The following is a 23,756-nucleotide window of genomic DNA, read 5'->3' as shown; positions in this document are numbered from 1 at the left end:
GGGAGCGACCCTGCTCGCGAAGAAGCTAGCACACTCAATATCTTCATTGACTGTGACACTGCCTTTCGCGAGCAGGCTCCCTCAGGAGATCCGGATGTCTACAGGCTTCGCGCCTTACAACTGCGCCGCGAGCCGCGAACCCTGGTCGATGGCACGCTTGGCGTCCAGTTCCGCCGCCACATCGGCACCGCCGATGAGATGGACAGTCTGCCCAGCCGCTTCCAGGCCTTCCTGCAATTCGCGCAGCGGATCCTGCCCGGCGCAGATGACGATGTTGTCCACCGGTAGCACTTGCGGCTCGCCCGTCTCGCCAATGCGAATGTGCAGGCCCTCATCGTCGATCTTCAGGTATTCGACGCTGTTGAGCATCTGCACCTGCTTGTTCTTCAAGCCGGTGCGATGAATCCAGCCGGTGGTCTTGCCCAGGCCATCGCCGACCTTGGACTTCTTGCGCTGCAACAGGAACACTTGGCGCGCCGGAGCATGGGGCTCTGCCTTGATCCCGGCGACACCGCCACGCGCCTGGAGGTGGGTGTCGATCCCCCATTCCTTCCAGAACGCCTCGCGGTCCTGACTGGTCGCAACGCCTTGATGGACCAGGAATTCCGACACGTCAAAGCCAATCCCGCCGGCACCAATCACCGCGACACTGCGGCCAACCGGCTTGCGTTCGAGGATCACGTCCAGGTAGCTCAGCACCTTGGGATGTTCCACACCCGGGATCGCCGGTACACGCGGCGCGATGCCGGTGGCCAGGATGATTTCGTCGTAACCGCCCGCCACCAACTGCGCCACATCGACGCGGGAATCGAGGCACAGCTCGACGTGGGTGGTCTGCAACTTGCGCTTGAAGTAGCGCAGGGTTTCAAAGAACTCTTCCTTGCCCGGCACACGCTTGGCGACATTGAACTGACCGCCTATTTCGCTGGCGGCATCGAACAATGTCACCTGATGCCCCCGCTCGGCCGCCACGGTAGCCGCGGACAACCCGGCAGGACCGGCGCCGACCACGGCGATTTTCTTCACCTGGGTGACCGGCAGGTAATTGAGCTCAGTCTCATGGCACGCCCGCGGATTCACCAGGCAACTGGTGAGCTTGCCGCCAAACGTATGGTCCAGGCAGGCCTGGTTGCAGCCGATGCAGGTATTGATCTCGTCCGCCCGGCCTTCGGCGGCCTTGTTGACGAATTCCGGGTCCGCGAGGAAGGGCCGCGCCATGGACACCATGTCGGCATCGCCTTCCGCCAGGATCCGCTCAGCCACGTCAGGCGTGTTGATACGGTTGGTGGTAATCAGCGGAATGCCCACCGAGCCACGCAGCTTGGCGGTGACTTTACTGAACGCTGCCCGCGGCACCTTGGTGGCGATGGTGGGAATCCGCGCCTCGTGCCAACCGATACCGGTGTTGATGATCGTCGCACCGGCCTGTTCGATGGCCTGGGCCAATTGAACGATCTCATCCCAAGTGCTGCCGCCTTCCACGAGGTCGAGCATCGACAGGCGGAAGATGATGATGAAATTGGGGCCGACCGCCTCGCGTACGCGGCGCACGATTTCCACCGGCAGGCGCATGCGGTTTTCATAGCTGCCGCCCCAGCGGTCGGTCCGGTGGTTGGTGTGGGCCGCCAGGAACTGGTTAATGAAATAGCCTTCCGAGCCCATGATCTCGACACCGTCGTACTCGGCCTTCTGGGCCAGCACCGAACAGGTGACGAAATCGCTGATCTGTTTCTCGATCCCCTCTTCGTCCAGTTCCTTGGGCTTGAACGGGTTGATCGGCGCCTGGATCGCGCTCGGTGCCACCTGCTTGGGGCTATAGGCATAGCGGCCGGCGTGAAGAATCTGCATGCAGATCTTGCCACCGGCTTCATGCACCGCCCGGGTGACGATCTGGTGCTTGAGGGCTTCTTCCTCGGTGGTCAGCTTGGCCGCGCCGGAATAAACGCCACCTTCATCGTTAGGCCCGATCCCGCCGGTCACCATCAGGCCCACGCCGCCCCGGGCGCGCTCGGCGAAATATGCCGCCATGCGCTCGAAGCCACCCGGCTTCTCCTCGAGACCGGTGTGCATCGACCCCATCAGGGTTCGGTTGCGCAACGTGGTAAAGCCGAGGTCCAGCGGGGCCAGCAAATGCGGGTAATGAGGGGCGGTCATCGGTAACTCCACTTCGGGCGATCACGGGAAATGCGGAAGCTCTTCGGCCTCCATCGTCTTGCTCGACAGCGTAAGAGCCGGGGTGCAGGCGCTCAATGACCGTAACTGACAAGTTAATGATCCAAATGCGCAGCGACGTCCGGCGACGGTCGTGACTTGCGGCAAAGAGCGCGAGTCCTATGGAAGCTGGCAGGTGCTCTACCCAACAATAACGCCAACCACACGGTCGCCTCGCATGCATCCCCAACGAAAAGAGCTGCACAACGAATTGCACGCCCGCCCGTCACTGTATTTCGACGAACCGGCCCACGTCTTTCACTTGGCCTTGCTGGGTGACAACGTCCGATGCGAAAAGCTGCTCGGGCAGTTGTGCCCCGACACGGTGGCGAGCGAGGCCGCACAGGGCATCACCCGGCTGGACGGGCATCCTCTGAAGTGGGAGCGCCACACCGAATTCTTCACCCTGACCCTGGTCGTTGCGGCGGGCAGCCATGCGCTGCAGTGGGCCGCCTTGCCCGAGTGCCTGGCGCGGGGCATCGAAGAACACCGCGAGCACATCATCAACGCCGTTCAGGTGCTGGTGCGCGGCGAAGCAGGACTCGATCTGGCCAGCTACGGCTTCAAGGACCCGTGCGGCTCCAGCGTCGGCGGCGGCGATGCCGTGGTCTGGAGCGACTTTCGACTGACCGAGGACGGTACCAATCGCTTGCTGTTCATCAATCGAAAACTCAACGCCTACCGCCAGGGACGGATGATCCGGCGGCTGTTGGAAATCGAAACCTATCGCATGATGGCGTCGTTGTCGCTGAGCACCGCCAAGGCACTGGACCCGCAACTGAATGAGTTCGATCGCACCCTCGTGGCGCTTTCCGAGCGCAATGCAAACGCCAGCGGGGTGCATGCCAAGGCCTTGCTGGAAGATATCACCCAACTGTCCCGCCAGGTCGTCAGCAGTACGGTCAAGAATCGCCACCGATTCAGCGCTACCCGAGCCTATGCGCAACTGGTCTTCGAACGCCTGGGCGAGTTGCGGGAAAGCCACCTGGGTGACTGTCAGCGATTGGGCGTGTTCATCGAGCGGCGCTTCAAACCGACGGTGCGGTATTGCGCCGCCACCGAACAGCGTCTTGAACAGCTGGCCATGAGCGTTGCCAACCTGGGCGACCTGCTGCAAGCCCGTGTACAGGTCGAGATGGAGGACCAGAACGCGGAAATCCTGCGCAGCCTCAACGCCCGCGCTGACGCACAAATCAAGATTCAACGTGCCGTGGAAGGTTTATCCATCATCGCCATCACCTACTACCTGATCAACTTGTTCAAACTGGTCTATAGCGGGCTGCATACGCTGGGGGCGAATCTGTCTGCCCGTGACGCGCTACTGGGCATGGCGCCGCCGGTATTGTTGATCATGCTGCTGATCATGCTTCGCATCAGGAAGGCCAAGAGTCACTAGGGCGATGTCCGGTGGACACCCTTTCGCTAATCCATTGTTTTCCGTACCCTGCCAAGTGACTCTTGATGAAAAATCACGATCCTGTACGCGGCGACCGACTGTTCTCATGCGCAAATTTCTGTACCTGCTGTTCTCCCTGGCGTTGTTGGCCGTCCTGATCACCTACGCCTCGTGGACAGCAGACCGCCCGATGGGCCACTACCTGTCGGATCTGCGGATCAACCTGGCGGTCGACCAAGGCACCCCCGCCGATCGAGGCAACCTGCTGGGTATCCAGCCTGAATTATTCCCCACCGACTACCAGAGCCCCGAACGCCTGCATCGAAAGCTCGCGGCCTACCTGCAAACCGCTCGCGACCAAGGCTTTCTCAACGACAAGACCATCGTGGTCCTGCCCGAGCACATCGGCACCTGGTTGATGGTCAGCGGTGAAAAAGACGAGGTGTACCAGGCACCGACCCTCAAACAAGCCATGCATTGGCTGGCGCTCAGCAACCCGTTGGCGTTCCTTCGCGCGTTGGCCGCCGCCCAGGGCGACAACCGCCTGGACGATGCGTACCTGCGCATGAAGGCAGGCGCCATGGCCCGCGACTATCAAATCCTGTTCGGCGGGCTCGCCAGGGAATTCAACGTAACGCTGGTGGCCGGTTCCATCGTCCTGCCCGAGCCCAGCGTCAATGAAGGCGAACTGACCGTCGGGCGCGGCGCCCTGTACAACAGCAGCCTGGTGTTCGGCCGCGACGGCCGCCCCATCGGCCAGCCCCAGCGTCAACGCTATCCGGCCTTTGACCAGCAGGACGTGCTGCAGGCCGAACAGCCAGACGCCACGCATGTCATAGAAACCCCCGCTGGACGCCTGGGCGTGCTGATCGGTACCGACAGTTGGTACCCGCTGCACTATCGGCAACTCAACGAACAAGGCGCGCAATTGATCGCCGTACCGGCCTTCGTCATCGGTCGCGATGCCTGGAACAAACCCTGGAACGGCTATAAAGGCCTGACCACCCCGAGCGAAGTGAGCCTCAAGCCCGGTGAAGTGAACGAAGGCCAGGCCTGGCGACGCCTGACATTGACCAGCCGATTGCCGGTCAGCCAGGCGCGTGGCGGCGTCAGCGTGTTCTTGCGCGGGCAATTCTGGGACAGCGGCAGCGCCGGCCAGAGTTTCATCAGCCACGACGGCCAGCAATTCGCCGACGGCGAAGCCCGTGGCGCACGCCTGCTCAACCTGTGGCTGTGAACATGAAGCCGCAACCGATGCGCCTGGGCGACCTGTCCGTAGGTTTCGTCCACAGCCTCGCTGATGCAGTGGCCAGCCATGGGCAGGATCCTCTGCCACTGCTTGAACAGTATGGCCTCGATGCGGCGCGCCTGGCCGAACCCGGGGCTCGCCTGTCGATTCCGCGCTACATGCGCCTGGGTCATGCCGCGATCCAACTGACCCGGGATCCGGCCCTGGGCCTGCGCATGGGCCAGCTCAGCCGCTTGAGCCAGGCAGGGCTGGCCGGCGTCACCGCGGCGCAAGCGCCTACCGTGCGCGAAGCCGCACGCTGCATGATCCGCTTCGAACCCCTGTACGGTTCCAACTACCGTGGGCAATCGAGTTTCCACGAGGACGCCAGAGGTGCGTGGCTGCGGTTCTATTCCATCAGTCCGTATAACGCCTATAACCGCTTTGTCGTGGATTCGATCATCGCCGGCTGGCTCCAACAGCTGTCCAGCATAAGCGACGTCCCGCTGCGGGCTGAACGTATCGAAATCGAATTCCAGGAGCCGCAGTACCTGGAGGCCTATCGTGTTTTAGGCGAGTGCCCGATCCAGTTCGGCGCCGAACAGAACCAGCTGCGCCTGGGCCTGGACAGTCTTGCCCAGCGCAACCGCCAGCATTGCCCAAGCACCTGGCACCATCTGGTCCAATTATGTGAGCGGGAATTGGAGCAACTGACACGAACCCGCAGCTTGCGTGAGCGCATCATCCAATTGCTGGGACCTTTGCTCAATGGCGGACGGGAGCCGGATCTCGAAGAAGTGGCCATGCGCCTGAAGTTGCCGACCTGGACGTTGCGTCGCAAGCTGGCTGAAGAAGGTACGCAATACAGGGCCATTCTCAACGACACCCGCCGAGACCTGGCCATGACGTACATTCGCGACACGGAACTGGCCTTCGGCGAAATCGCCTACCTGCTCGGGTTTGCCTCAGCCGAGGCGTTCCAGCGTGCTTTCAAGCGCTGGAACAACCAGACGCCGGGAGAGTTTCGTCGCAGTCGCAAGGGCGCTTGAGCGTCGCTCTTTGACGCATACCGCGGCAGCTACCTGGCCTACCTACAGCTCCGTCGCGTCTTCGGCGGGCTCCAACGGATCCAGCTCATACGCCTGATATTCCAGCAGCTCTTCCTGATAGTCATCCATTGCGTGTCCTTCCCAATTCGTTGAACCAGTGCCTGAAGGCCTGGAGTCAGCATAAGGCTGCTTTATGAACAAAACATGAAGCCGAGGCCTCATGAATTAAACGTAGCACAGCATCGGGAATTTAAAGCCGGCAGATGTAGCAAGGGATTACCTCCCTCCCTACATCGACTCAGGACGCAGGAAGCGGCTGGATGGGCTCGGTCGGCGCCGGCAGGGAACTGGCCGGTGGCGGCGTAATGGTTTCCGTCGACGAAGGTGCAGAGGACTCGGGCTCGCTGGGGGCAATCGGCGCGGGTTCGACCGGTGGTGCGACCGGCTCCGACACAGCGGGGGCGGGTTCGACCGGCGTCGCAGGTGCAGGGGCTGGCGTCGGTTCGGGTGCCTGCAGCGCCGCCGGCTGAGGGGCTGGAGGGGGAGCCAATGCAGCCGGTTCGGCCTTGGGCTCGGGAACGCCTAGCTCGGTTTTCGGTTTGTCGCCGGTCTCGACGGCTTTTTTTGCTTCCGGAGGCAGAAAGAGTTCCACCAACGTAAAGAAACGCTCGTAGAACTTGGCTGCCGACACGGTTTCGCTGGCCACCTTGACCATCGAATCATCCGAAGAGCCAATCGGCATCGACACAGACCCCAATACCCCCACGCCCAGGCTGGCGGAGTTATTGATTTTCTTCAGGGCATAACGGTCCTGCAGGGCATTGGCGAATATGGTCGCGCGATGTCCGGGGCCGCCGTCCTCGGCGCAGACCAGATTGAAACTGATCTCCATGTGGGTGTCACCGGTCTGCTGGAAACTCTTGTGACCGCTGACCAGCTTCGGATCGCTGCTGGTGATGATGTATCCCTGGCTGAGCAATGCCCGACGGCCCGCCTCACAGGTCGCCACATCAGTCACCGGATAAGTGCGCGAGAACGTGCCCGAATCATCAAAATTCTCGTGCTCGTAGATGGCCGTCTTCTTGGAGGAACAACCGGTTGCGACGGCCAGCAGCAATGCCAGCCCAACGGTGCGCATGTGAAGTGATCTGAACATTGAACATCCTGGGGAAAACATTCCGGCGCGTATTGTGCAACAGAACGCTGCCGGGCAGCTTGGCTAATCATGTCTCAAAGGGCTTACAAGTCTACGGGTGCTTCTCGACAGGAAAAAGACAAAACTCGACGAATCGACGAAACATCCCTATCCGTAGCAATACACAGATACAAAAAGACCCCGACCTTTCGGCCGGGGTCCTGACAAGCAAAACCTTCAGACCATCAGAAACGCTTGATGTCTGCCTGGCTTTCCAACTGCTTGCGATAAGCCGCGAAGTCCTGCTGGCCGACACGGGACGCCAGGTAGCGGCGATACTCGGTTTTTTCTGCCTCGGTCGGTGCCGCCGCTTCGTTTACGCCATTCAAGCGCAACACCGTCACGCTGCCGTCAGCCAAGGTCACGCTGGCAAACGTCGGCTTGTCCTTCGACTCAGGCTTGAGCATGCGGAACAACGCCTGCAACACGGCAGGGTCAACACCCTCCTGGCCACGGGTAGCCGCTTCGACGGCTTTCCAGCCTTGGCCATTGACGGGCTTGTCCAACGCAGCCTTGCCATCACGCAGGCTGGCGATCAGCTCGTCTGCACGAGTCTTGGCTGCCGCGCTGGCGTGCTCCTTGGCCAACTGGGCGCGGATAGGACCGGCCACGCTTTCCAGCGGCATTTGCTCAGGCTTGCGGTGCTCCTTGGCACGCAGCACCACGACCGTTTCCGGGTCCAGTTCGATGGCGGTGCTGTTGGCGCCCTCCTCCAGGACTTCCGGGCTGAACGCAGCAGTGACTACGGCGCGGTTGGCCGCAATCCCTTCACCGCCTTCACGACCGAACGGCGCCGACGTATGCACGGTCAGCTTCAGGTCCTGGGCCGGTTGGGCGAGGTCCGAAGCTTCAAACGACGCATCTTCCAATTGCTTGGTCGCTTCAACGAAGCGTTGCTCCACCTGCTGGGCCTTCAGCTCACGGGTGAGCTTGTCCTTCAGGCTCGCAAAGGTCGGAACCTCAGGTGCTTCCACGCCCAGCAGCTTGATCAGGTGCAAGCCGAAATCGGTTCGCACCGGCGCCGATACCTGATCCTTGTTCAAGGCGTACAGTGCCTTTTCAAACTCGGGATCATAGACACCTGGCCCGGCATAACCCAGGTCACCGCCATTGTTTGCCGAACCCGGGTCCTGGGAGTATTCCTTCGCCAACGCCTCGAACGATTCGCCTTTGGCCAGGCGAGCCTGGATTTCCTCGATCTTCGCCTTGGCCTGGGCTTCGGTGACCTTGTCGTTCACTTCGATCAGGATATGCGCAGCCCGCCGTTGTTCAGACAGATTGGCGATCTCTTTCTGATACGCCGCTTGCAAATCTTCGTCGTTGACGCTGACTTGGTCGAAGAAAGACGCTTTCTTCAATTCAAGGTAATCGATGACAACCTGATCAGGCGTCATGAATTCCTTGGCATGCTGGTCGTAGTAAGCCTTGACCTCGTCGTCGGTCAACTTCACCGCCGATGGATCTGCCTTGACGGTCAGGGTGGCGAAGTCACGCGTCTGCTTTTCCAGTCGGGCGAACGCCAGCACCTGGGCATCGGTGACGAAGCCGCTGCCGGCCAGGCCGGCGCGCAATTGGCCGATCAGCATTTCCTGGGCCAACATCTGGCGGAATTGCAAGCGACCATAACCCAACTGGCGAATCACTTGATCGAAACGCTCGGGGCTGAACTTGCCGTCGACCTGAAACTCAGGCGTTTGCAGGATCACTTGGTCCAGCGCGGCTTCGGAGAACGCGAATTTCGCGTCATGGGCACCTTGCAACAGCAATTTGCGCTCGATCAGGCCCTTGAGCGCCGAGTCGCGCAGCATTTTTTCGTCCAACAACGAAGCGTCGAAATCCTTGCCCAACTGTTGCATGAGCTGGCGGCGTTGCATGTCGACCGCCTGGCTCAGCTCGTTCTGGCTGATGTTTTCGCCGTTGACCTTGGCCGCTTCGTTACTGTTGGTGGTGGCTTTGAAAATGGCATCGAAACCGGTCAACGCCATCAATGCGACGATGACCCCGATGATGGTCTTGGCAATCCAGCCTTGTGAATTGTCCCTGATATTCTGCAGCATGCGTCCCCCAGAAACGGTTGAACTTCAAATTTAGGCAACCGTGGAGCGTGGGTAGAATCCGGATAGAAGAAAGGCGCATCCGAGGATGCGCCTTCTCGTAACTGGCGGAGCGGACCGGGCTCGAACCCGCGAGCCCTGGCGTGACAGCCCGGATGTTACCGGACGCATTACCGCTCCGCTGCCAAGTCAGGCATGACCCCGACCCGGATAAACTCAATGAAACCTTAGTTAACGGCTTCTTTCAGCGCTTTACCAGCTTTGAAGCCTGGCTTTTTGGCAGCAGCGATCTGCAGCGTCTTGCCGGTCTGCGGGTTGCGACCAACACGAGCTGGACGATCGGTAACGGAGAACGTACCGAAACCAACCAGAACAACAGAGTCGCCAGCCTTGAGAGCGCCAGTGACGGATTCGATTACAGCGTCCAGCGCACGGCCAGCAGCAGCTTTCGGGATATCAGCGGATGCAGCGATAGCATCAATCAGTTCCGACTTGTTCACTCTAAGTCCCCTTATATCTATTTTGAGATGATTCTAAGTTTTTTTGGTGAAAGCAAAAACGAGTGCTGAATGGCCTGCAGACACTTAAGAGCCGCTTTATAACAAGGGCTCTAAAAAACTGTCAAGGAAGCCCCCCAGGCAAATGCGTATTAATGCGTGCTAATTCTTTCCTTAGAGTCAGACTCTCGCTTTTCTTCCTTCGCGACAATCTCCGGAGCCACATCCGGCAAGGGCTCCGGCGCGTATTGCAGCGCAATTTGCAGGACCTCGTCAATCCATTTAACCGGTTTGATCTGAAGATCCTGCTTGATGTTGTCAGGAATTTCCTTCAGATCACGAACATTCTCTTCAGGAATGATCACGATCTTGATGCCACCACGGTGAGCCGCCAGCAGTTTTTCCTTCAGGCCGCCAATCGCCAGCACCTGGCCACGCAGGGTGATTTCCCCGGTCATGGCCACATCGGCCCGCACCGGAATGCCGGTCAGCGCCGATACCAATGCCGTGCACATGCCTACGCCAGCACTCGGACCGTCCTTGGGCGTCGCACCTTCAGGCATGTGGATATGGGTGTCGCGCTTTTCATGGAAATCCAGCGGAATGCCCAGGCTACGAGCACGGCTGCGAACAACCGTCAGCGCCGCAGTGATCGATTCGACCATGACATCCCCCAGGGAGCCGGTCTTGATCAACTGGCCCTTGCCCGGTACGACGGCGGCTTCGATGGTCAACAGCTCGCCACCGACTTGCGTCCACGCCAGGCCGGTCACCTGCCCGATCTGGTCCTGCTGCTCCGCCAGGCCGTAGCGGAATTTGCGCACGCCCAGGAAATGCTCCAGCGAGTCCGAAGTCACCTTGACCGCAAAGCGTTTCTCCAGAGCATGTTCCTTCACCGCCTTGCGGCAGACCTTGGCGATCTGACGCTCCAGGCCACGTACACCGGCCTCGCGAGTGTAGTAACGAATGATGTCGCGGATCGCTTCCTCGTCGAATTCCAGCTCGCCCTTTTTCAGGCCATTGGCCTGGATCTGCTTCGGCGAAAGGTATTTGACGGCGATGTTGATCTTCTCGTCTTCGGTGTAGCCCGGCAGACGAATCACCTCCATCCGGTCCAGCAACGCTGGCGGAATATTCATCGAGTTGGAGGTGCAAAGGAACATCACGTCCGACAGGTCGTAATCAACTTCCAGATAGTGGTCGTTGAAGTTGTGATTCTGCTCGGGATCGAGCACTTCGAGCAACGCAGATGCCGGATCACCGCGCATATCGCTGCCCATCTTGTCGATTTCATCCAAGAGGAACAGAGGGTTGCGCACGCCCACCTTTGTCATCTTTTGAATCAATCTTCCTGGCATGGAGCCGATGTACGTCCGACGATGGCCGCGAATTTCAGCCTCGTCACGCACGCCACCCAGTGCCATCCGAACGAACTTGCGGTTGGTGGCGTGGGCAATCGATTCCGCCAGGGAGGTTTTACCGACCCCCGGAGGCCCAACCAGGCACAGCACCGGGCCACGAATCTTTTTCACGCGTTTTTGCACGGCGAGGTATTCAAGGATGCGCTCCTTGACCTCTTCCAGACCGTAGTGGTCCGCATCCAGGATGTCTTCGGCACGCGCCAGGTCCAGGCGAACCTTGCTCTGGGCCTTCCACGGCACCTGGACCAGCCAGTCGATGTAGGAACGCACCACGGTGGCTTCGGCCGACATCGGCGACATCTGCTTGAGTTTGTTCAGCTCGGCCTGGGCCTTGGCAAGGGCATCCTTTGGCAGGCCGGCGGCATCGATGCGCTTCTTCAGCTCTTCGATTTCGTTATGACCTTCATCGCCGTCGCCGAGCTCTTTCTGAATGGCCTTCATCTGCTCGTTCAGGTAGTACTCGCGCTGGCTGCGCTCCATCTGTTTCTTCACGCGCCCGCGAATGCGCTTCTCGACCTGCAGCAAGTCGATCTCGCCATCGAGCAAGGCCAGTACGTGTTCGACACGGGCCGACAAATCGATGATTTCAAGAATTTCCTGCTTCTGCTCGATCTTGAGGGCCATGTGGGCCGCCATCGTGTCGACCAGGCGTCCGGGCTCGTCGATGCTGTTGAGCGACGACAGGACCTCGGCAGGCACCTTCTTGCCCAATTGCACGTACTGTTCGAACTGCGACAGCAGGCTGCGGACAAACACCTCGGATTCACGCTCCGGCGCATCGACTTCGTCGATCAGCGAGACCTCGGCACGGCAATACCCGTCCACTTCGCTGAAACGCTCGACTGCCCCACGCTGCTCGCCTTCAACCAGGACCTTGACGGTGCCGTCGGGCAGCTTGAGCAATTGCAGGACCGTTGCAATCGTACCTACGCGATAAAGTGCGTCTTCGCCGGGATCGTCGTCGGCAGGATTTCTCTGAGCGATCAGAAGAATCTGCTTATCACCCGTCATCGCGGCCTCAAGGGCTTCGATGGACTTCTCGCGCCCCACGAACAGCGGGATAACCATGTGCGGATACACCACGACATCGCGCAATGGCAGGAGAGGCAATTCGATGGTTGTCTTCATGATTTCGCCTCTACGGCGGCCATAAGGCCGTAAACAGATGGAAGTAAGCTTGAAACCAAGATGGGGGCAGCCTTCAAAAAAAACAAGCGCTAAGACACGTCTAAAACGCGCTAATAGCAAAGGGGCCCGAAGGCCCCTTCTTTTATTTCAACTGCGGGACACTCACGCGTCCGGTGCAGCCTTGGCAGCCGGCTCACTGTTTTCGTAGATATACAGTGGCTTGGACTTGCCTTCTATGACGCTTTCGTCGATGACGACCTTGCTGACGTCGGACTGCGACGGGATCTCGTACATCGTGTCCAGCAATACGCCTTCGAGAATCGAACGCAACCCACGGGCACCGGTTTTACGCTCCAGGGCACGCTTGGCGACGGATTTCAGCGCGTCGGAACGGAATTCCAGGTCTACACCTTCCATTTCGAACAGCTTGGCATATTGCTTGGTCAGGGCGTTCTTCGGCTCGGTAAGAATCTGCATCAACGCCGCTTCATCCAACTCATCCAATGTCGCCAGGACCGGCAGACGGCCGACGAACTCAGGGATCAGACCGAACTTGACCAAATCGTCAGGCTCGACTTCACGCAGGGATTCACCAACCTTCTTGCCTTCTTCCTTGCTGCGCACTTCGGCGTTGAAGCCGATGCCGCCGCGAGTGGAACGATTCTGGATGACCTTTTCGAGGCCAGAGAACGCACCACCACAGATGAACAGGATGTTACGGGTGTCGACCTGCAGGAACTCCTGCTGCGGATGCTTGCGACCGCCCTGGGGCGGAACGGAGGCAACCGTGCCTTCGATCAACTTCAGCAAGGCCTGCTGCACGCCTTCACCGGAAACGTCCCGGGTGATCGACGGGTTGTCGGACTTGCGGGAAATCTTGTCGATTTCGTCGATGTAGACAATACCCATCTGGGCTTTTTCCACATCGTAATCGCACTTTTGCAGCAGCTTCTGAATGATGTTCTCGACGTCCTCACCCACATAACCCGCCTCGGTGAGGGTGGTTGCGTCGGCGATGGTGAACGGAACGTTCAGCAAGCGGGCCAGGGTCTCGGCCAGCAGGGTCTTACCCGAGCCTGTCGGGCCGATCAGCAGGATGTTGCTCTTGCCGAGCTCGACCTCGTCATTCTTCTTGTCACGCTGGTTCAGGCGCTTGTAGTGGTTGTATACCGCTACGGCCAGTACCTTTTTTGCGCGCTCCTGACCGATTACATACTGGTCAAGGATGCCGCTGATTTCTTTGGGCGAAGGCAACTTATGCGCGCTGCTCTCGGCCTGGGCTTCCTGCACCTCCTCACGGATGATGTCATTGCACAGGTCGACGCACTCGTCGCAAATGAAGACCGAGGGGCCGGCAATCAATTTGCGTACTTCATGCTGGCTTTTGCCACAGAAGGAGCAATAAAGCAGTTTGCCGTTGTCCTCGCCGTTGCGGGTGTCAGTCATTCGATCGATCCAAATCCGATAGGCTTGCAACACAAGATGAAGGCAATTGCGGGCTTTTTCAAGCCCGCAGGTGATCGGACATGCCGACCACCCTCATTTTGAGCGGCTTATATTAAGCGGGGCGCTGGCTGATCACTTCGTCGATCAGGCCATATTCACGTGCGGCTTCGGCGCTCATGAAGTTGTCGCGGTTCGTATCGCGCTCGATTTCTTCAAGGGTGCGCCCGCTGTGCTTGGCCATCAAGGTGTTGAGGCGCTCGCGAATGAAGAGGATTTCCTTGGCATGGATCTCGATATCCGATGCCTGGCCCTGGAAACCGCCCAGTGGCTGGTGAATCATCACACGCGAGTTAGGCAGGCAGTAACGCTTGCCCTGAGCACCGGCGGTCAGCAAGAACGCACCCATGCTGCACGCCTGGCCGATACAAGTGGTCGAGACGTTCGGCTTGATGAACTGCATGGTGTCGTAGATCGACATGCCGGCAGTCACCGAACCGCCCGGCGAGTTGATATAGAGATGGATGTCCTTGTCCGGGTTTTCCGCTTCAAGGAACAGCAGTTGTGCACAGATCAGGTTGGCCATGTAGTCCTCAACCGGGCCCACCAGAAAAATCACTCGCTCCTTGAGCAGACGCGAGTAGATGTCATAGGCACGTTCGCCACGGGCGGACTGCTCAATAACCATCGGGACCAGACCGCCTGCGGCCTGGATGTCAGAGCTCTGCTGATAAAAAGAATTGCGGGACATGTCTCGCAGTCACTCCCAAATAGTTATGTCTTGAATACGCATAAGCCAGCGCGAAGGCTGGCTTATGGGTGTGTGTTTCTTACCGCGAAACCATCAATCGGCTTGTGGAGCTTCCACCGGCTTGACCGCTTCTTCGTAAGAGACCGCTTTGTCGGTCACGCTAGCTTTCTGCAGAACAGTATCCACAACTTGTTCTTCCAGCACAACCGAACGGACTTCGTTCAGTTGCTGGTCGTTCTTGTAGTACCAGGACACGACCTGCTCAGGCTCCTGGTAGGCCGAGGCCATTTCCTGGATCAGTTCGCGAACACGGGCTTCGTCAGGCTTGAGTTCGAATTGCTTGACCACTTCGGCAACGATCAGACCCAGCACGACGCGGCGCTTGGCTTGCTCTTCGAACAGCTCGGCAGGCAGTTGGTCTGGCTTGATGTTGCCACCGAACTGCTGGACGGCCTGCACGCGCAGACGGTTCACTTCGTTGTCCAGAAGGGCCTTTGGCACTTCGATCGGGTTGGAGGCCAGCAGACCGTCCATGACCTGGTTCTTCACCTTGGACTTGATGGCCTGGCGCAGCTCACGCTCCATGTTCTTGCGAACTTCGGCGCGGAAACCTTCCAGCCCGGTTTCCTTGATACCGAACTGGGCGAAGAACTCTTCGTTCAGCTCAGGCAGCTTCGGCTCGGAAACGCTGTTGACGGTCACGGTGAACTCAGCGGCTTTGCCAGCCAGGTCCAGGTTCTGGTAGTCCTCTGGGAAGGTCACGTTCAGGACGCGCTCTTCGCCAGCCTTGGCGCCGACCAGGCCATCTTCGAAACCTGGGATCATGCGACCGGAGCCCAGCACCAGCTGGGTGCCCTTGGCGGAGCCGCCAGCGAACACTTCACCGTCAACCTTGCCGACGAAGTCAATGTTCAGTTGATCTTCGGTCTGGGCAGCACGATCAGCCACTTCGAAACGGGTGTTCTGCTTGCGCAGGATGTCCAGCATCTTGTCCAGGTCGGCGTCCGACACGTCAGCGCTCAGGCGCTCGACGGCAATGGACTCGAAACCGGCGACAGTGAACTCAGGGAACACTTCGAACGTGGCAACGAACTCGAGGTCCTTGCCTTTTTCCAGCACTTTAGGCTCGACGGAAGGAGCGCCAGCCGGGTTCAGCTTCTGCTCGACCACAGCTTCGTAGAACGAAGACTGGATCACGTCGCCCACGGCTTCCTGGCGCGCATCAGCTTCATAACGCTGACGAATCACGCTCATTGGCACTTTGCCTGGGCGGAAACCTGGAATCTTGGCCTTTTGGGCAGTCTGCTGCAGACGCTTGTTGACCTGAGTCTCGATACGCTCAGCTGGCACGGTGATGCTCATGCGGCGCTCAAGAGCAGAAGTATTTTCAACAGAAACTTGCATGGATATTCCTCGTTGCACAGACGTTGGCCGGGCGTTTCCGACCCCAGAATCAAGGGCATGCATTCTAGTAGGTCAAACTCAAGAAGTCACCCTACTGAAAACGCGCAGGAAACAGGCGCCGAATTAAGGAGCGGGACAATCGGTCATGCCCCGCCCGGTTTGCAAATACAGTCACTCATCGCCAAGGCTCTGCAAAGCGCTTCTATATATAGAAGCGTCATTTCCAACAACCTGGCATGCCGCCTCCAGAGGAAGGCCGACGAACCTGTCGAGCATCATCGCGAAACACTTTTGCGACGAATCGACTACGACGCGTCCGCGTGAAAACCAGCGCAGACGCGAACACAACCCATGAAAACAAAAACGGCGCAGCCCTTTTCAGGTTCTGCGCCGTTCTCTGCTAATTAAATAGCCACTTGTATGGTGCGGACGGAGAGACTCGAACTCTCACACCTTGCGGCGCTGGAACCTAAATCCAGTGTGTCTACCAATTCCACCACATCCGCGTTTCAAGCTGTTTAAAGCAAAGGCGCCAGACCGTTAAATCTGGCGCCTTTCTAGAATATGGGGTGGACGATGGGGATCGAACCCACGACAACGGGAGTCACAATCCCGTGCTCTACCAACTGAGCTACGCCCACCATATTGCCTTGTTGCGTTACTTGTGCCAAAGCTGCCTAATGGCGCACCCGGCAGGACTCGAACCTGCGACCATCCGCTTAGAAGGCGGATGCTCTATCCAGCTGAGCTACGGGCGCCTTTTTAATCTGTATTCTTGGACGATTACAAACTAAGTGCTTTCAGTTTTGCCGAGTTGAAACAACCAACTCCGCTCCACCTTCTTAACCAGTGCTAGGCTGTGCCCGACAAGTGCGACGAATGTTATAGACGGCCTGATAGGTCGTCAACTCTTTTCTGAAAAAAATTCATTTAATTAAAGGGCTTAGGGGAATTTGCAGACCAAGCGCCTTTGCCCTCACGCCTCGGCATGCGAGAATGCGTTCTCTTTTTTTCCCCTCTCGATGGTTAACCACGCGCAATGACTGCACAACTTATCGACGGCAAATCGATCGCCGCCAGCCTGCGCCAGCAGATCGCCCAACGAGTCACCGAGCGCCGCGAGCAAGGTCTGCGCACGCCCGGCCTGGCGGTGATCCTGGTCGGCAGCGATCCTGCCTCTCAGGTTTATGTCTCGCACAAGCGTAAAGACTGTGAAGAGGTCGGCTTCCTTTCCCAGGCCTACGACCTGCCTTCCGAAACCACTCAGCAGGCGCTGGCCGACCTGATCGACCGTCTCAATGACGATCCGAACATCGACGGCGTTCTGCTCCAGCTCCCGCTGCCAGAACACCTCGACGCCTCGAAACTGCTGGAGCGTATCCGCCCGGACAAAGACGTCGACGGCTTCCACCCTTATAACGTAGGCCGCCTCGCCCAACGCATCCCCCTGCTGCGCCCCTGCACCCCCAAGGGCATCATGACCTTGTTGGAAAGCACCGGCGTGGATCTTTATGGGCTCGACGCCGTCGTCGTGGGCGCATCCAATATCGTCGGCCGTCCGATGGCTATGGAATTGCTGCTGGCCGGTTGCACCGTCACCGTGACCCACCGTTTCACCAAGGACCTGGCGGGCCACGTCGGCCGTGCCGACCTGGTGGTCGTGGCGGCGGGCAAGCCAGGCCTGGTCAAGGGTGAGTGGATCAAGGAAGGCGCGATCGTCATCGACGTGGGCATCAATCGCCAGGACGACGGCAAGCTGGTGGGTGACGTGGTCTACGAGACTGCCCTGCCCCGCGCCGGCTGGATCACCCCGGTACCGGGCGGCGTCGGCCCGATGACCCGGGCCTGCCTGCTGGAGAACACGCTGTACGCGGCCGAAACGCTGCATAGCTGACAAAAGCCCCAACCAAACCGGTGGGAGCGAGCTTGCTCGCGATAGCGGTGCACCAGGCAACACACTTGTTGACTGGACACGACCCTATCGCGAGCAAGCTCGCTCCCACAGCTTTTTTCAGGGGCTGGAGCTTTGATCAGGCTCGTGGCGCTCGGATTACAAATTTTTCAGATCCGACTCGCCAGGATCCCCGTCCATTAAACTTTATTTATTCTTCAGCCCCGCTGGCATGGGCATATAGCGCTGTCCTCGCCCATACTCATAAAATGCGGCGTTTTTTCAACAAGCCGCTGTTTAATGGCCTTTTTAACTCCATCGAGTCTACTCGCGTGAAAATTCGTCTTTCGATCCTCAGCCTGTTTTTCGCTTTCTCAGGCACCTTCATCACGCAAAACGTCAATGCGCAGGAAACCATCGCGGCGCCACGGGACACATCGAAACTTCAAGTCGCCTCCGGCAGCGCCATCCTGTTGGATTTACAGACAGACAAAGTGGTCTATTCGAGCAATCCGGACGTCGTGGTGCCGATCGCATCGGTGACCAAGTTGATGACGGGCCTGATCGTGCTGGACGCCAAGCAGAACCTCGACGAATACATTTCCATGACCATCACCAACACACCGGAAATGAAAGGCGTGTTCTCCCGGGTCAAGCTCAACAGCGAACTGTCCCGCCGGGATACGTTGTTGATCGCACTGATGTCGTCGGAAAACCGCGCTGCGGCCAGCCTCGCCCATCACTATCCGGGCGGCTACGCGGCGTTTATCGCGGCAATGAATGCCAAGGCCAAGGCCCTCGGCATGACCAGCACCCATTACGTCGAGCCGACCGGCCTGTCTATCCACAACGTGTCGACCGCCCGCGACCTGACAAAACTCCTGATGGCCGCTCGCAAATACCCGCTGTTGAGTGAACTGAGCACCACCAAGGAAAAGACCGTGACGTTCCGTAAACCGGTCTACAGTCTCGGTTTCCGCAACACCGATCATCTGGTGCACAAGGCCAACTGGGACATCCAACTGACCAAGACCGGCTTCACCAACGAGGCAGGCCATTGCCTTGTCCTGTTGACCAAGATGGGGAATCGGCCGATGGCCTTGGTCATTCTCGATGCGTTCGGCAAATACACTCACTTCGCCGACGCCAGCCGTATCCGCAGCTGGGTGGAGACGGGGAAAAGCGCCAGCGTTCCGGCAGTCGCCTTGCAATACAAAGCCGCCAAGAACCTCAAGAGTCGCCAGAGCGGCGTGGTGGAAGCGTCCAAATAAGGCGGATACGCCCACAATGAATAGCCCCGACTCGTCGGGGCTATTCACATTCAGGGCTTCAGATCGCCCAATGGATCATAAGGCCTGGAAGAAGGCGGATCCTGATCCTTCTCATCCCGGGGCGCCTTCGCGGGACCTATCGGGTCGACTTGAGGATCGTCGAGATCCGGTGAATCCGGATCGAACCCCAGATCGTCATCGCCGGATGAATGCTCGGAAGAATGCGGCCCCGAAGGTGTTTTCGACTGTGCCATTGCTGCCTCCTTGAATCATGGCCCGGAAACTCCAGGCCCTGACGATAAGAACCCGAGGCAAGCATGGTCGTGCCCGGCAGGTGACGAACGGGGATGTCACTTCAGTGTGCGTTCCCCAATGCCTTGGTGGCGCGCGCTGCCGCCTGCTCCTGCCCTGACCCGGCCAATTCACCGGCGGCCTTCAGCCAACGCTGCGAGTCGACATTGGCCGGAAGCTGCGTAGGTTGCTGGACCAGCACCGCCCAACCCCCTGCGCCCTTGAATGCTGATTCGAACGCACTAAAACTCATCAACGATCGCCGGTTCATCCCGGAGCGCAGCAGCACGGTGCGTTTCTGTCGGTTATACCCCGCAAGAATGGCGTATCGCGGGCCGGACCAGAACGCCGAACCCTCGGTGTAGCGCAACAGCACGGGATAACCCGCCGCCACCTGTTCAAGCAACGCGCCAAGCTCGCTGTCGAGCGGATAGACCACGAGCCCATACTCTCGCGCCAGGGTTTGCAGGTTCTGCTGCAACCGAGGCTCGCCACCCGGCAAGTGCAAAGGTTTTTCCAACAGTCCCGGGGTGATGACGGTGCCCTGCAAAGTCAGCAGCGCCGCCAGCGACTGCGGGGCGCCCTGATACATTTCGCCCCTATAGAACGGCACGCTGTTGAGTTCCACCCGTTCGGGCAGGCGCTGGATCTGCGGCGACACGCTCCCCGCGCACCCCACCAGGGCGACGAGGCAGGACGCCGCCAGTACCAGTGATCGAAAAGATGAAATGACCGACGACATGACGACTCTCTCGTTAAAGCAGACCCGGCATCCGGGCCGGGCTTGGGCGGACGATCATAAGGCGCCCGCAAGCCTGGGTATAGCCATTAACGACAGTTTCACCCTCGCAATAGAACGAACCGATCCGTTGGTCGATTCTACGGATCGACTGCTCGTAACACTTCAGCGACTAGACTGTCCATTGTAATGAGTGCATTGCCCGGCCTTGGGCAGAAGGAGGCACAGATGAGCCTGACGACGACTATTCTGATGCTGATATTCGGCTGGTTGAGCGTAGCCACCGCCATGTTATGGGGCGTGTTGCGGATCGCCCGGCGTCACCATCACAGCCCTGCGCGGCAAAACTCGAAACCCGCCAGGGGCCACGCCGCGGCACATTGATATTTATCGGCCTCTCATGAAAAAGCCGCCCCGGCGTTGGACCGGGGCGGCTTTTTTCACGTTGATCAGTTGTTCTCGACCATCGCCTTTTCCCTGGCGCGCCGGGACAACATGTTCAACACCTCGATCGCCGCCGAGAAGGCCATCGCCGCATAGATATAGCCCTTAGGCACATGGGCACCGAAACCTTCGGCGATCAGCGTCATGCCGATCATGATCAGGAAGCCCAGGGCCAACATGACCACGGTGGGGTTGTCATTGATGAACTTCGCCAACGGCTCGGCCGCCAGCAGCATCACCAGGACCGAAACCACCACGGCAATGATCATGATCGGCAGGTGCTCGGTCATGCCCACCGCTGTAATGATGCTGTCGATGGAAAACACCAGGTCAAGCATCAGGATCTGACCGATCGCGGCGGCAAAACCCAGGGTAACGCCAGACGAGGCCGACTTGGGGTCGTTGGGCGCCGGGTCCATGCTGTGGTGAATCTCGGTGGTGGCTTTCCATAGCAGGAACAGGCCGCCAGCAATCAGGATCATGTCCTTCCATGAAAACGCCTGGCCGAGAATTTCGATGACCGGCTCCGTCAACTGCACGATGAAGGCGATGGTGCTCAACAGGCCCAGGCGCAGGATCAGCGCCATGCCGATGCCTACCCGTCGTGCCTTGACACGGTGTTGCTCGGGCAGCTTGTTGGTCAGAATCGAAATGAAGATCAGGTTATCGATGCCGAGCACGATTTCCATGACAACCAGGGTTGCAAGGGCAATCCAGGCGGTGGGGCTGGCGGCGAGTTGTAACAGATAATCCATGGGTCAGTCCTGACTCGATTAGACGGGGTTAGAGGGTCTTGGTGGAGGTTTCAGATTCTTCAGCGTCTTCTTCAGGCGCTTTCTTGGGACTGATCAGCCCACCCGTGGCGTCGCTGAGGGCTTGTTCGGCCGCCTTGTGCGTATCGTCAATGGCCTGCTTGGCCGTTTCGACCGCTTGTTCCTTCAATTGCTGGGCAAGTTGCTGAGCGCTTTTTTCCGCTTGTTCACAGCCCACCAGGGCCACCGACGACAACGACAGCAAGGCTGCGAGCCCCAGGTTTCTATACATCATGGACAGTGCCTCTCAGAGAATAGACCGAGCACAAAAGATGGCTCACCGATGGCCCGGAATTCTAGAGACGGAAACACTTCAGGAAAATTCGTATTTTTGGCGGTTATACTTCGGTTTTTACGAAGCGGCCAATGTCATGCTCAATTATCGGCAGTTGCATTATTTCTGGGTGGTGGCGAAAACCGGGAGCATTGTGCGTGCCTGCGAGCAACTGAACCTGACCCCACAGACCATCAGCGGACAGATTTCGCTGTTCGAACAGACCTATAACATCAAGCTGTTCCGCCGTGTCGGACGCCAACTGGAACTGACCGAGGCCGGCCGCCAGACATTGCCGTATGCCGAGCATATGTTCCAACTGGGCGGCGAACTGGAACTGATGCTGCGGGCGCAGCCCAACGAGCAGCAAACATTGTTTCGGGTCGGGGTGGCGGATGTCGTGCCCAAATCGATTGTCTATCGGCTGCTGGCGCCGACCATGGAACTGACTGAACCGCTGCGCATCACCTGTCGCGAAGACAAGCTCGAACGGCTGTTGGCAGACTTGGCGATCCAGCGCCTGGACCTGGTGATTTCCGACAGCCCGATGCCGAGCCACCTGGATATCAAGGGCTTCAGCCAGAAGCTGGGAGAATGCGGAATCAGTTTTTTCGCCACCGCCGCGCTGGCCGATCGTCATGGACGGGATTTCCCCCACGGCCTGCATGACGCCCCGCTGCTGATCCCTGGGCCGGAAACCGTGATCCGCAGCCGCCTGCAACGCTGGTTCGCCGAGCAGCAGATCCAACCGCGCATCGTCGGTGAATTCGACGACAGCGCGCTGATGCAGGCGTTTGGTCAATCCGGCAGCGGGATTTTCATCGGCCCCAGCGTGATCGCTGAAGAGGTCAAGCGGCAATACGGCGTGCGGGTCATCGGCCAAACCGATGCAGTGAGCGAGTCCTTCTACGCCATCTCCGTGGAGCGCAAGGTCAGCCATCCGGGCATCGTCGCCATCGCCGAAGGTGCGCGCCGCGAGCTGTTCAGCGTCTAAGCGCAGGCCGCACGAGGCTTGAAGGTCATCAAAAGCAACGCCAACAATATCGACACCAGGATGAATCCGGCCGCCGCGAAACCGACATTGCCCAACCCCTGGGTATCAATGACCCGCCCGCCCACCATCGCGCCCAGGCCAATGCCCAGGTTGGCGCCAGCGATGTTCAGCGACGCCGCGAACGCCGGTGCCTCGGGTGCGGCTTTCATCAGCCGTACGTGGCTGACCAGAAACAAAGCCGCTTGGGTCACCCCCCAAATCCCCATCGCAGCCGCCAGACCCAGAGTCGAATGAATGCTTGGCACCAGTGCCACCATCCCGCCGATCATGAACAGGCAGAACACCATCGACGCGATCAACGGGTGCCGGTCCACCGCGCGACCGCCCAGGGAATTGCCCAGCAAGCCCACGGCGCCGAAGCCCATCAAGCACCAGCCCACGAGCGTGCCGTCGAAGCCGGCCAGGCGTTCAAGAATATCCGCCAGGTAGGTATAGGCAGTGAACATGCCGCTGAAGACCAGGATCGAAAGCAGCACATGCCCTTGCATCAAAGGGCTGCGCAAGATCTTGAATTGCGAGCGAAAGCTCACCTGATGCTGATGCAGGTTCGTCTTCGGCAGGTAAATGAACAGCAGCAGCGCCTTGGCAAACGCGATGACCGCCAGGATCGCAAAAGCACTGCGCCAGCCAAACGCATCGGAGATCAGCGTGCCCACCGGGATGCCGAACACGGTGGCGCAGACGATGCCGAAACCGATCCTGGCGATGGCACGCCCGGCGAACTGCGGCCCGACGATGTCCACCGCCGTTTCACTGGCCAACGCCCAGAACACTGGCAGGCCCAGCGCCGGGATCAACCGGGCAACGGCCATCACCCAGATATTCGGAGCCAGCGCTGCCAACGTGTTGGCCAGGCCGAACATCACCAGCACGCTGATGAACAATTTGCGCCGCTCGACACGGGCGAACCAGGCGGTCAGGAACGGCCCGAACGCCGCCACCGTAAACGCAAACAAGGTCACCAGCAGCCCGGCCTGGGGAATGCTGACCTGAAGATCGCGGGCAATGGCGGGGAGCAGGCCGACGATGATGAATTCCGTGGTCAGCACCGTAAATCCGGCGGCAGACAACAGGAAGATGGGCAACAGCATGCAAGACTCCAGCAAAACGACGACACCAGCGTTAGCCAAGGGCCCGCTGGAGATATTGAAAGGTGAGGAAAACAAAGCCTAACAGAATGTTCCTTCCGGCAAAATGCGCTTA

20 protein-coding genes and 3 tRNA genes are annotated in these 23,756 nt (G+C 59.1%); 7 read left to right on the top strand and 16 right to left on the bottom strand.

What is annotated here, in order from left to right:
* Nucleotides 1–114 precede the first annotated feature (114 nt).
* Nucleotides 115–2,154, bottom strand: coding sequence for an oxidoreductase (locus JMN22_RS11425; RefSeq protein ID WP_198797790.1), 2,040 nt, complete (start codon nt 2,152–2,154; stop codon nt 115–117).
* A gap of 235 nt (nt 2,155–2,389) precedes the next feature.
* Between JMN22_RS11425 and JMN22_RS11420 the strand changes: the two genes are divergently transcribed.
* The 3 genes from JMN22_RS11420 (at nt 2,390) to JMN22_RS11410 (ending at nt 5,884) form a co-directional block, all read left to right on the top strand.
* Nucleotides 2,390–3,607, top strand: coding sequence for a DUF3422 domain-containing protein (locus JMN22_RS11420; protein ID WP_030140028.1), 1,218 nt, complete (start codon nt 2,390–2,392; stop codon nt 3,605–3,607).
* A gap of 106 nt (nt 3,608–3,713) precedes the next feature.
* Nucleotides 3,714–4,844 carry a carbon-nitrogen hydrolase family protein gene (locus JMN22_RS11415; RefSeq protein ID WP_198797791.1) on the top strand — a complete coding sequence of 377 codons (1,131 nt, stop codon included), beginning with the start codon at nt 3,714–3,716 and terminating at the stop codon, nt 4,842–4,844.
* A 2-nt stretch (nt 4,845–4,846) separates the two neighbouring features.
* Nucleotides 4,847–5,884, top strand: a complete 1,038-nt coding sequence (locus JMN22_RS11410) for an AraC family transcriptional regulator (RefSeq protein ID WP_198797792.1) — start codon at nt 4,847–4,849, stop codon at nt 5,882–5,884.
* A gap of 298 nt (nt 5,885–6,182) precedes the next feature.
* On the opposite strand, the gene JMN22_RS11405 is transcribed toward JMN22_RS11410, so the two are convergent.
* From JMN22_RS11405 to JMN22_RS11360, 10 genes are all read right to left on the bottom strand, one after another.
* The gene (locus JMN22_RS11405; protein WP_198797793.1) at nt 6,183–7,040 is read right to left on the bottom strand and encodes a DUF2242 domain-containing protein; all 858 of its coding nucleotides are present in this window, start codon (nt 7,038–7,040) and stop codon (nt 6,183–6,185) included.
* Between the two features lie 224 nt (nt 7,041–7,264).
* On the bottom strand, nt 7,265–9,136 hold the full coding sequence (locus JMN22_RS11400; RefSeq protein WP_198797794.1) for a SurA N-terminal domain-containing protein: 1,872 nt from the start codon (nt 9,134–9,136) through the stop codon (nt 7,265–7,267).
* Between the two features lie 224 nt (nt 9,137–9,360).
* Nucleotides 9,361–9,633: an HU family DNA-binding protein gene (locus tag JMN22_RS11395; RefSeq protein WP_008077714.1), complete on the bottom strand. Its 273-nt coding sequence runs from the start codon at nt 9,631–9,633 to the stop codon at nt 9,361–9,363.
* 149 nt (nt 9,634–9,782) lie between these two features.
* Nucleotides 9,783–12,179, bottom strand: a complete 2,397-nt coding sequence (gene lon / locus JMN22_RS11390) for an endopeptidase La (RefSeq protein WP_030140023.1) — start codon at nt 12,177–12,179, stop codon at nt 9,783–9,785.
* Between the two features lie 162 nt (nt 12,180–12,341).
* Entirely contained in the window at nt 12,342–13,625 is a 1,284-nt protein-coding gene (clpX, locus tag JMN22_RS11385) for an ATP-dependent Clp protease ATP-binding subunit ClpX (RefSeq protein ID WP_030140022.1), read from the bottom strand.
* 112 nt (nt 13,626–13,737) lie between these two features.
* Nucleotides 13,738–14,373, bottom strand: coding sequence for an ATP-dependent Clp endopeptidase proteolytic subunit ClpP (clpP, locus tag JMN22_RS11380; RefSeq protein ID WP_030140021.1), 636 nt, complete (start codon nt 14,371–14,373; stop codon nt 13,738–13,740).
* 93 nt (nt 14,374–14,466) lie between these two features.
* Entirely contained in the window at nt 14,467–15,777 is a 1,311-nt protein-coding gene (gene tig / locus JMN22_RS11375) for a trigger factor (protein ID WP_030140020.1), read from the bottom strand.
* Nucleotides 15,778–16,198: 421 nt separating this feature from the next.
* Nucleotides 16,199–16,283, bottom strand: a tRNA-Leu gene (locus JMN22_RS11370).
* A 59-nt stretch (nt 16,284–16,342) separates the two neighbouring features.
* Nucleotides 16,343–16,418 (bottom strand) — tRNA-His (locus JMN22_RS11365).
* Between the two features lie 40 nt (nt 16,419–16,458).
* Nucleotides 16,459–16,535, bottom strand: a tRNA-Arg gene (locus JMN22_RS11360).
* Between the two features lie 281 nt (nt 16,536–16,816).
* On the opposite strand from JMN22_RS11360, the gene folD reads away from it, so the two are divergent.
* Together folD and pbpG are read left to right on the top strand one after the other, a co-directional pair.
* Nucleotides 16,817–17,671 carry a bifunctional methylenetetrahydrofolate dehydrogenase/methenyltetrahydrofolate cyclohydrolase FolD gene (folD, locus tag JMN22_RS11355; protein ID WP_030140019.1) on the top strand — a complete coding sequence of 285 codons (855 nt, stop codon included), beginning with the start codon at nt 16,817–16,819 and terminating at the stop codon, nt 17,669–17,671.
* A gap of 329 nt (nt 17,672–18,000) precedes the next feature.
* Nucleotides 18,001–18,939 (top strand): D-alanyl-D-alanine endopeptidase, encoded by a 939-nt coding sequence (pbpG, locus tag JMN22_RS11350; RefSeq protein ID WP_198797795.1) that lies wholly within the window; start codon nt 18,001–18,003, stop codon nt 18,937–18,939.
* Between the two features lie 50 nt (nt 18,940–18,989).
* Here the strand turns inward: pbpG and JMN22_RS11345 are convergent, their stop codons facing one another.
* On the bottom strand, nt 18,990–19,193 hold the full coding sequence (locus JMN22_RS11345; RefSeq protein WP_039589130.1) for a DUF6021 family protein: 204 nt from the start codon (nt 19,191–19,193) through the stop codon (nt 18,990–18,992).
* A 101-nt stretch (nt 19,194–19,294) separates the two neighbouring features.
* The gene (locus JMN22_RS11340; RefSeq protein ID WP_198797796.1) at nt 19,295–19,972 is read right to left on the bottom strand and encodes a peptidase C39 family protein; all 678 of its coding nucleotides are present in this window, start codon (nt 19,970–19,972) and stop codon (nt 19,295–19,297) included.
* Between the two features lie 225 nt (nt 19,973–20,197).
* Between JMN22_RS11340 and JMN22_RS11335 the strand changes: the two genes are divergently transcribed.
* Nucleotides 20,198–20,353, top strand: a complete 156-nt coding sequence (locus tag JMN22_RS11335) for a hypothetical protein (RefSeq protein ID WP_187293323.1) — start codon at nt 20,198–20,200, stop codon at nt 20,351–20,353.
* Nucleotides 20,354–20,418: 65 nt separating this feature from the next.
* On the opposite strand, the gene JMN22_RS11330 is transcribed toward JMN22_RS11335, so the two are convergent.
* Nucleotides 20,419–21,168: a TerC family protein gene (locus tag JMN22_RS11330; protein ID WP_030140015.1), complete on the bottom strand. Its 750-nt coding sequence runs from the start codon at nt 21,166–21,168 to the stop codon at nt 20,419–20,421.
* A gap of 28 nt (nt 21,169–21,196) precedes the next feature.
* The gene (locus tag JMN22_RS11325) at nt 21,197–21,460 is read right to left on the bottom strand and encodes a hypothetical protein (protein ID WP_198797797.1); all 264 of its coding nucleotides are present in this window, start codon (nt 21,458–21,460) and stop codon (nt 21,197–21,199) included.
* Between the two features lie 136 nt (nt 21,461–21,596).
* On the opposite strand from JMN22_RS11325, the gene nhaR reads away from it, so the two are divergent.
* Nucleotides 21,597–22,493, top strand: coding sequence for a transcriptional activator NhaR (gene nhaR / locus JMN22_RS11320; RefSeq protein WP_198797798.1), 897 nt, complete (start codon nt 21,597–21,599; stop codon nt 22,491–22,493).
* Here the strand turns inward: nhaR and JMN22_RS11315 are convergent.
* Nucleotides 22,490–23,644, bottom strand: a complete 1,155-nt coding sequence (locus tag JMN22_RS11315) for an MFS transporter (protein ID WP_198797799.1) — start codon at nt 23,642–23,644, stop codon at nt 22,490–22,492. The genes nhaR and JMN22_RS11315 overlap by 4 nt on opposite strands.
* Between the last annotated feature and the right edge of the window lie 112 nt (nt 23,645–23,756).

Origin of the sequence: Pseudomonas sp. HB05 (assembly GCF_016756915.1) — a bacterium.
Taxonomy (GTDB): Bacteria; Pseudomonadota; Gammaproteobacteria; order Pseudomonadales; family Pseudomonadaceae; genus Aquipseudomonas; species Aquipseudomonas alvandae.
The sequence above is the reverse complement of the archived record's forward strand: the minus strand, read 5'-3'. Positions and strand labels throughout refer to the sequence as shown.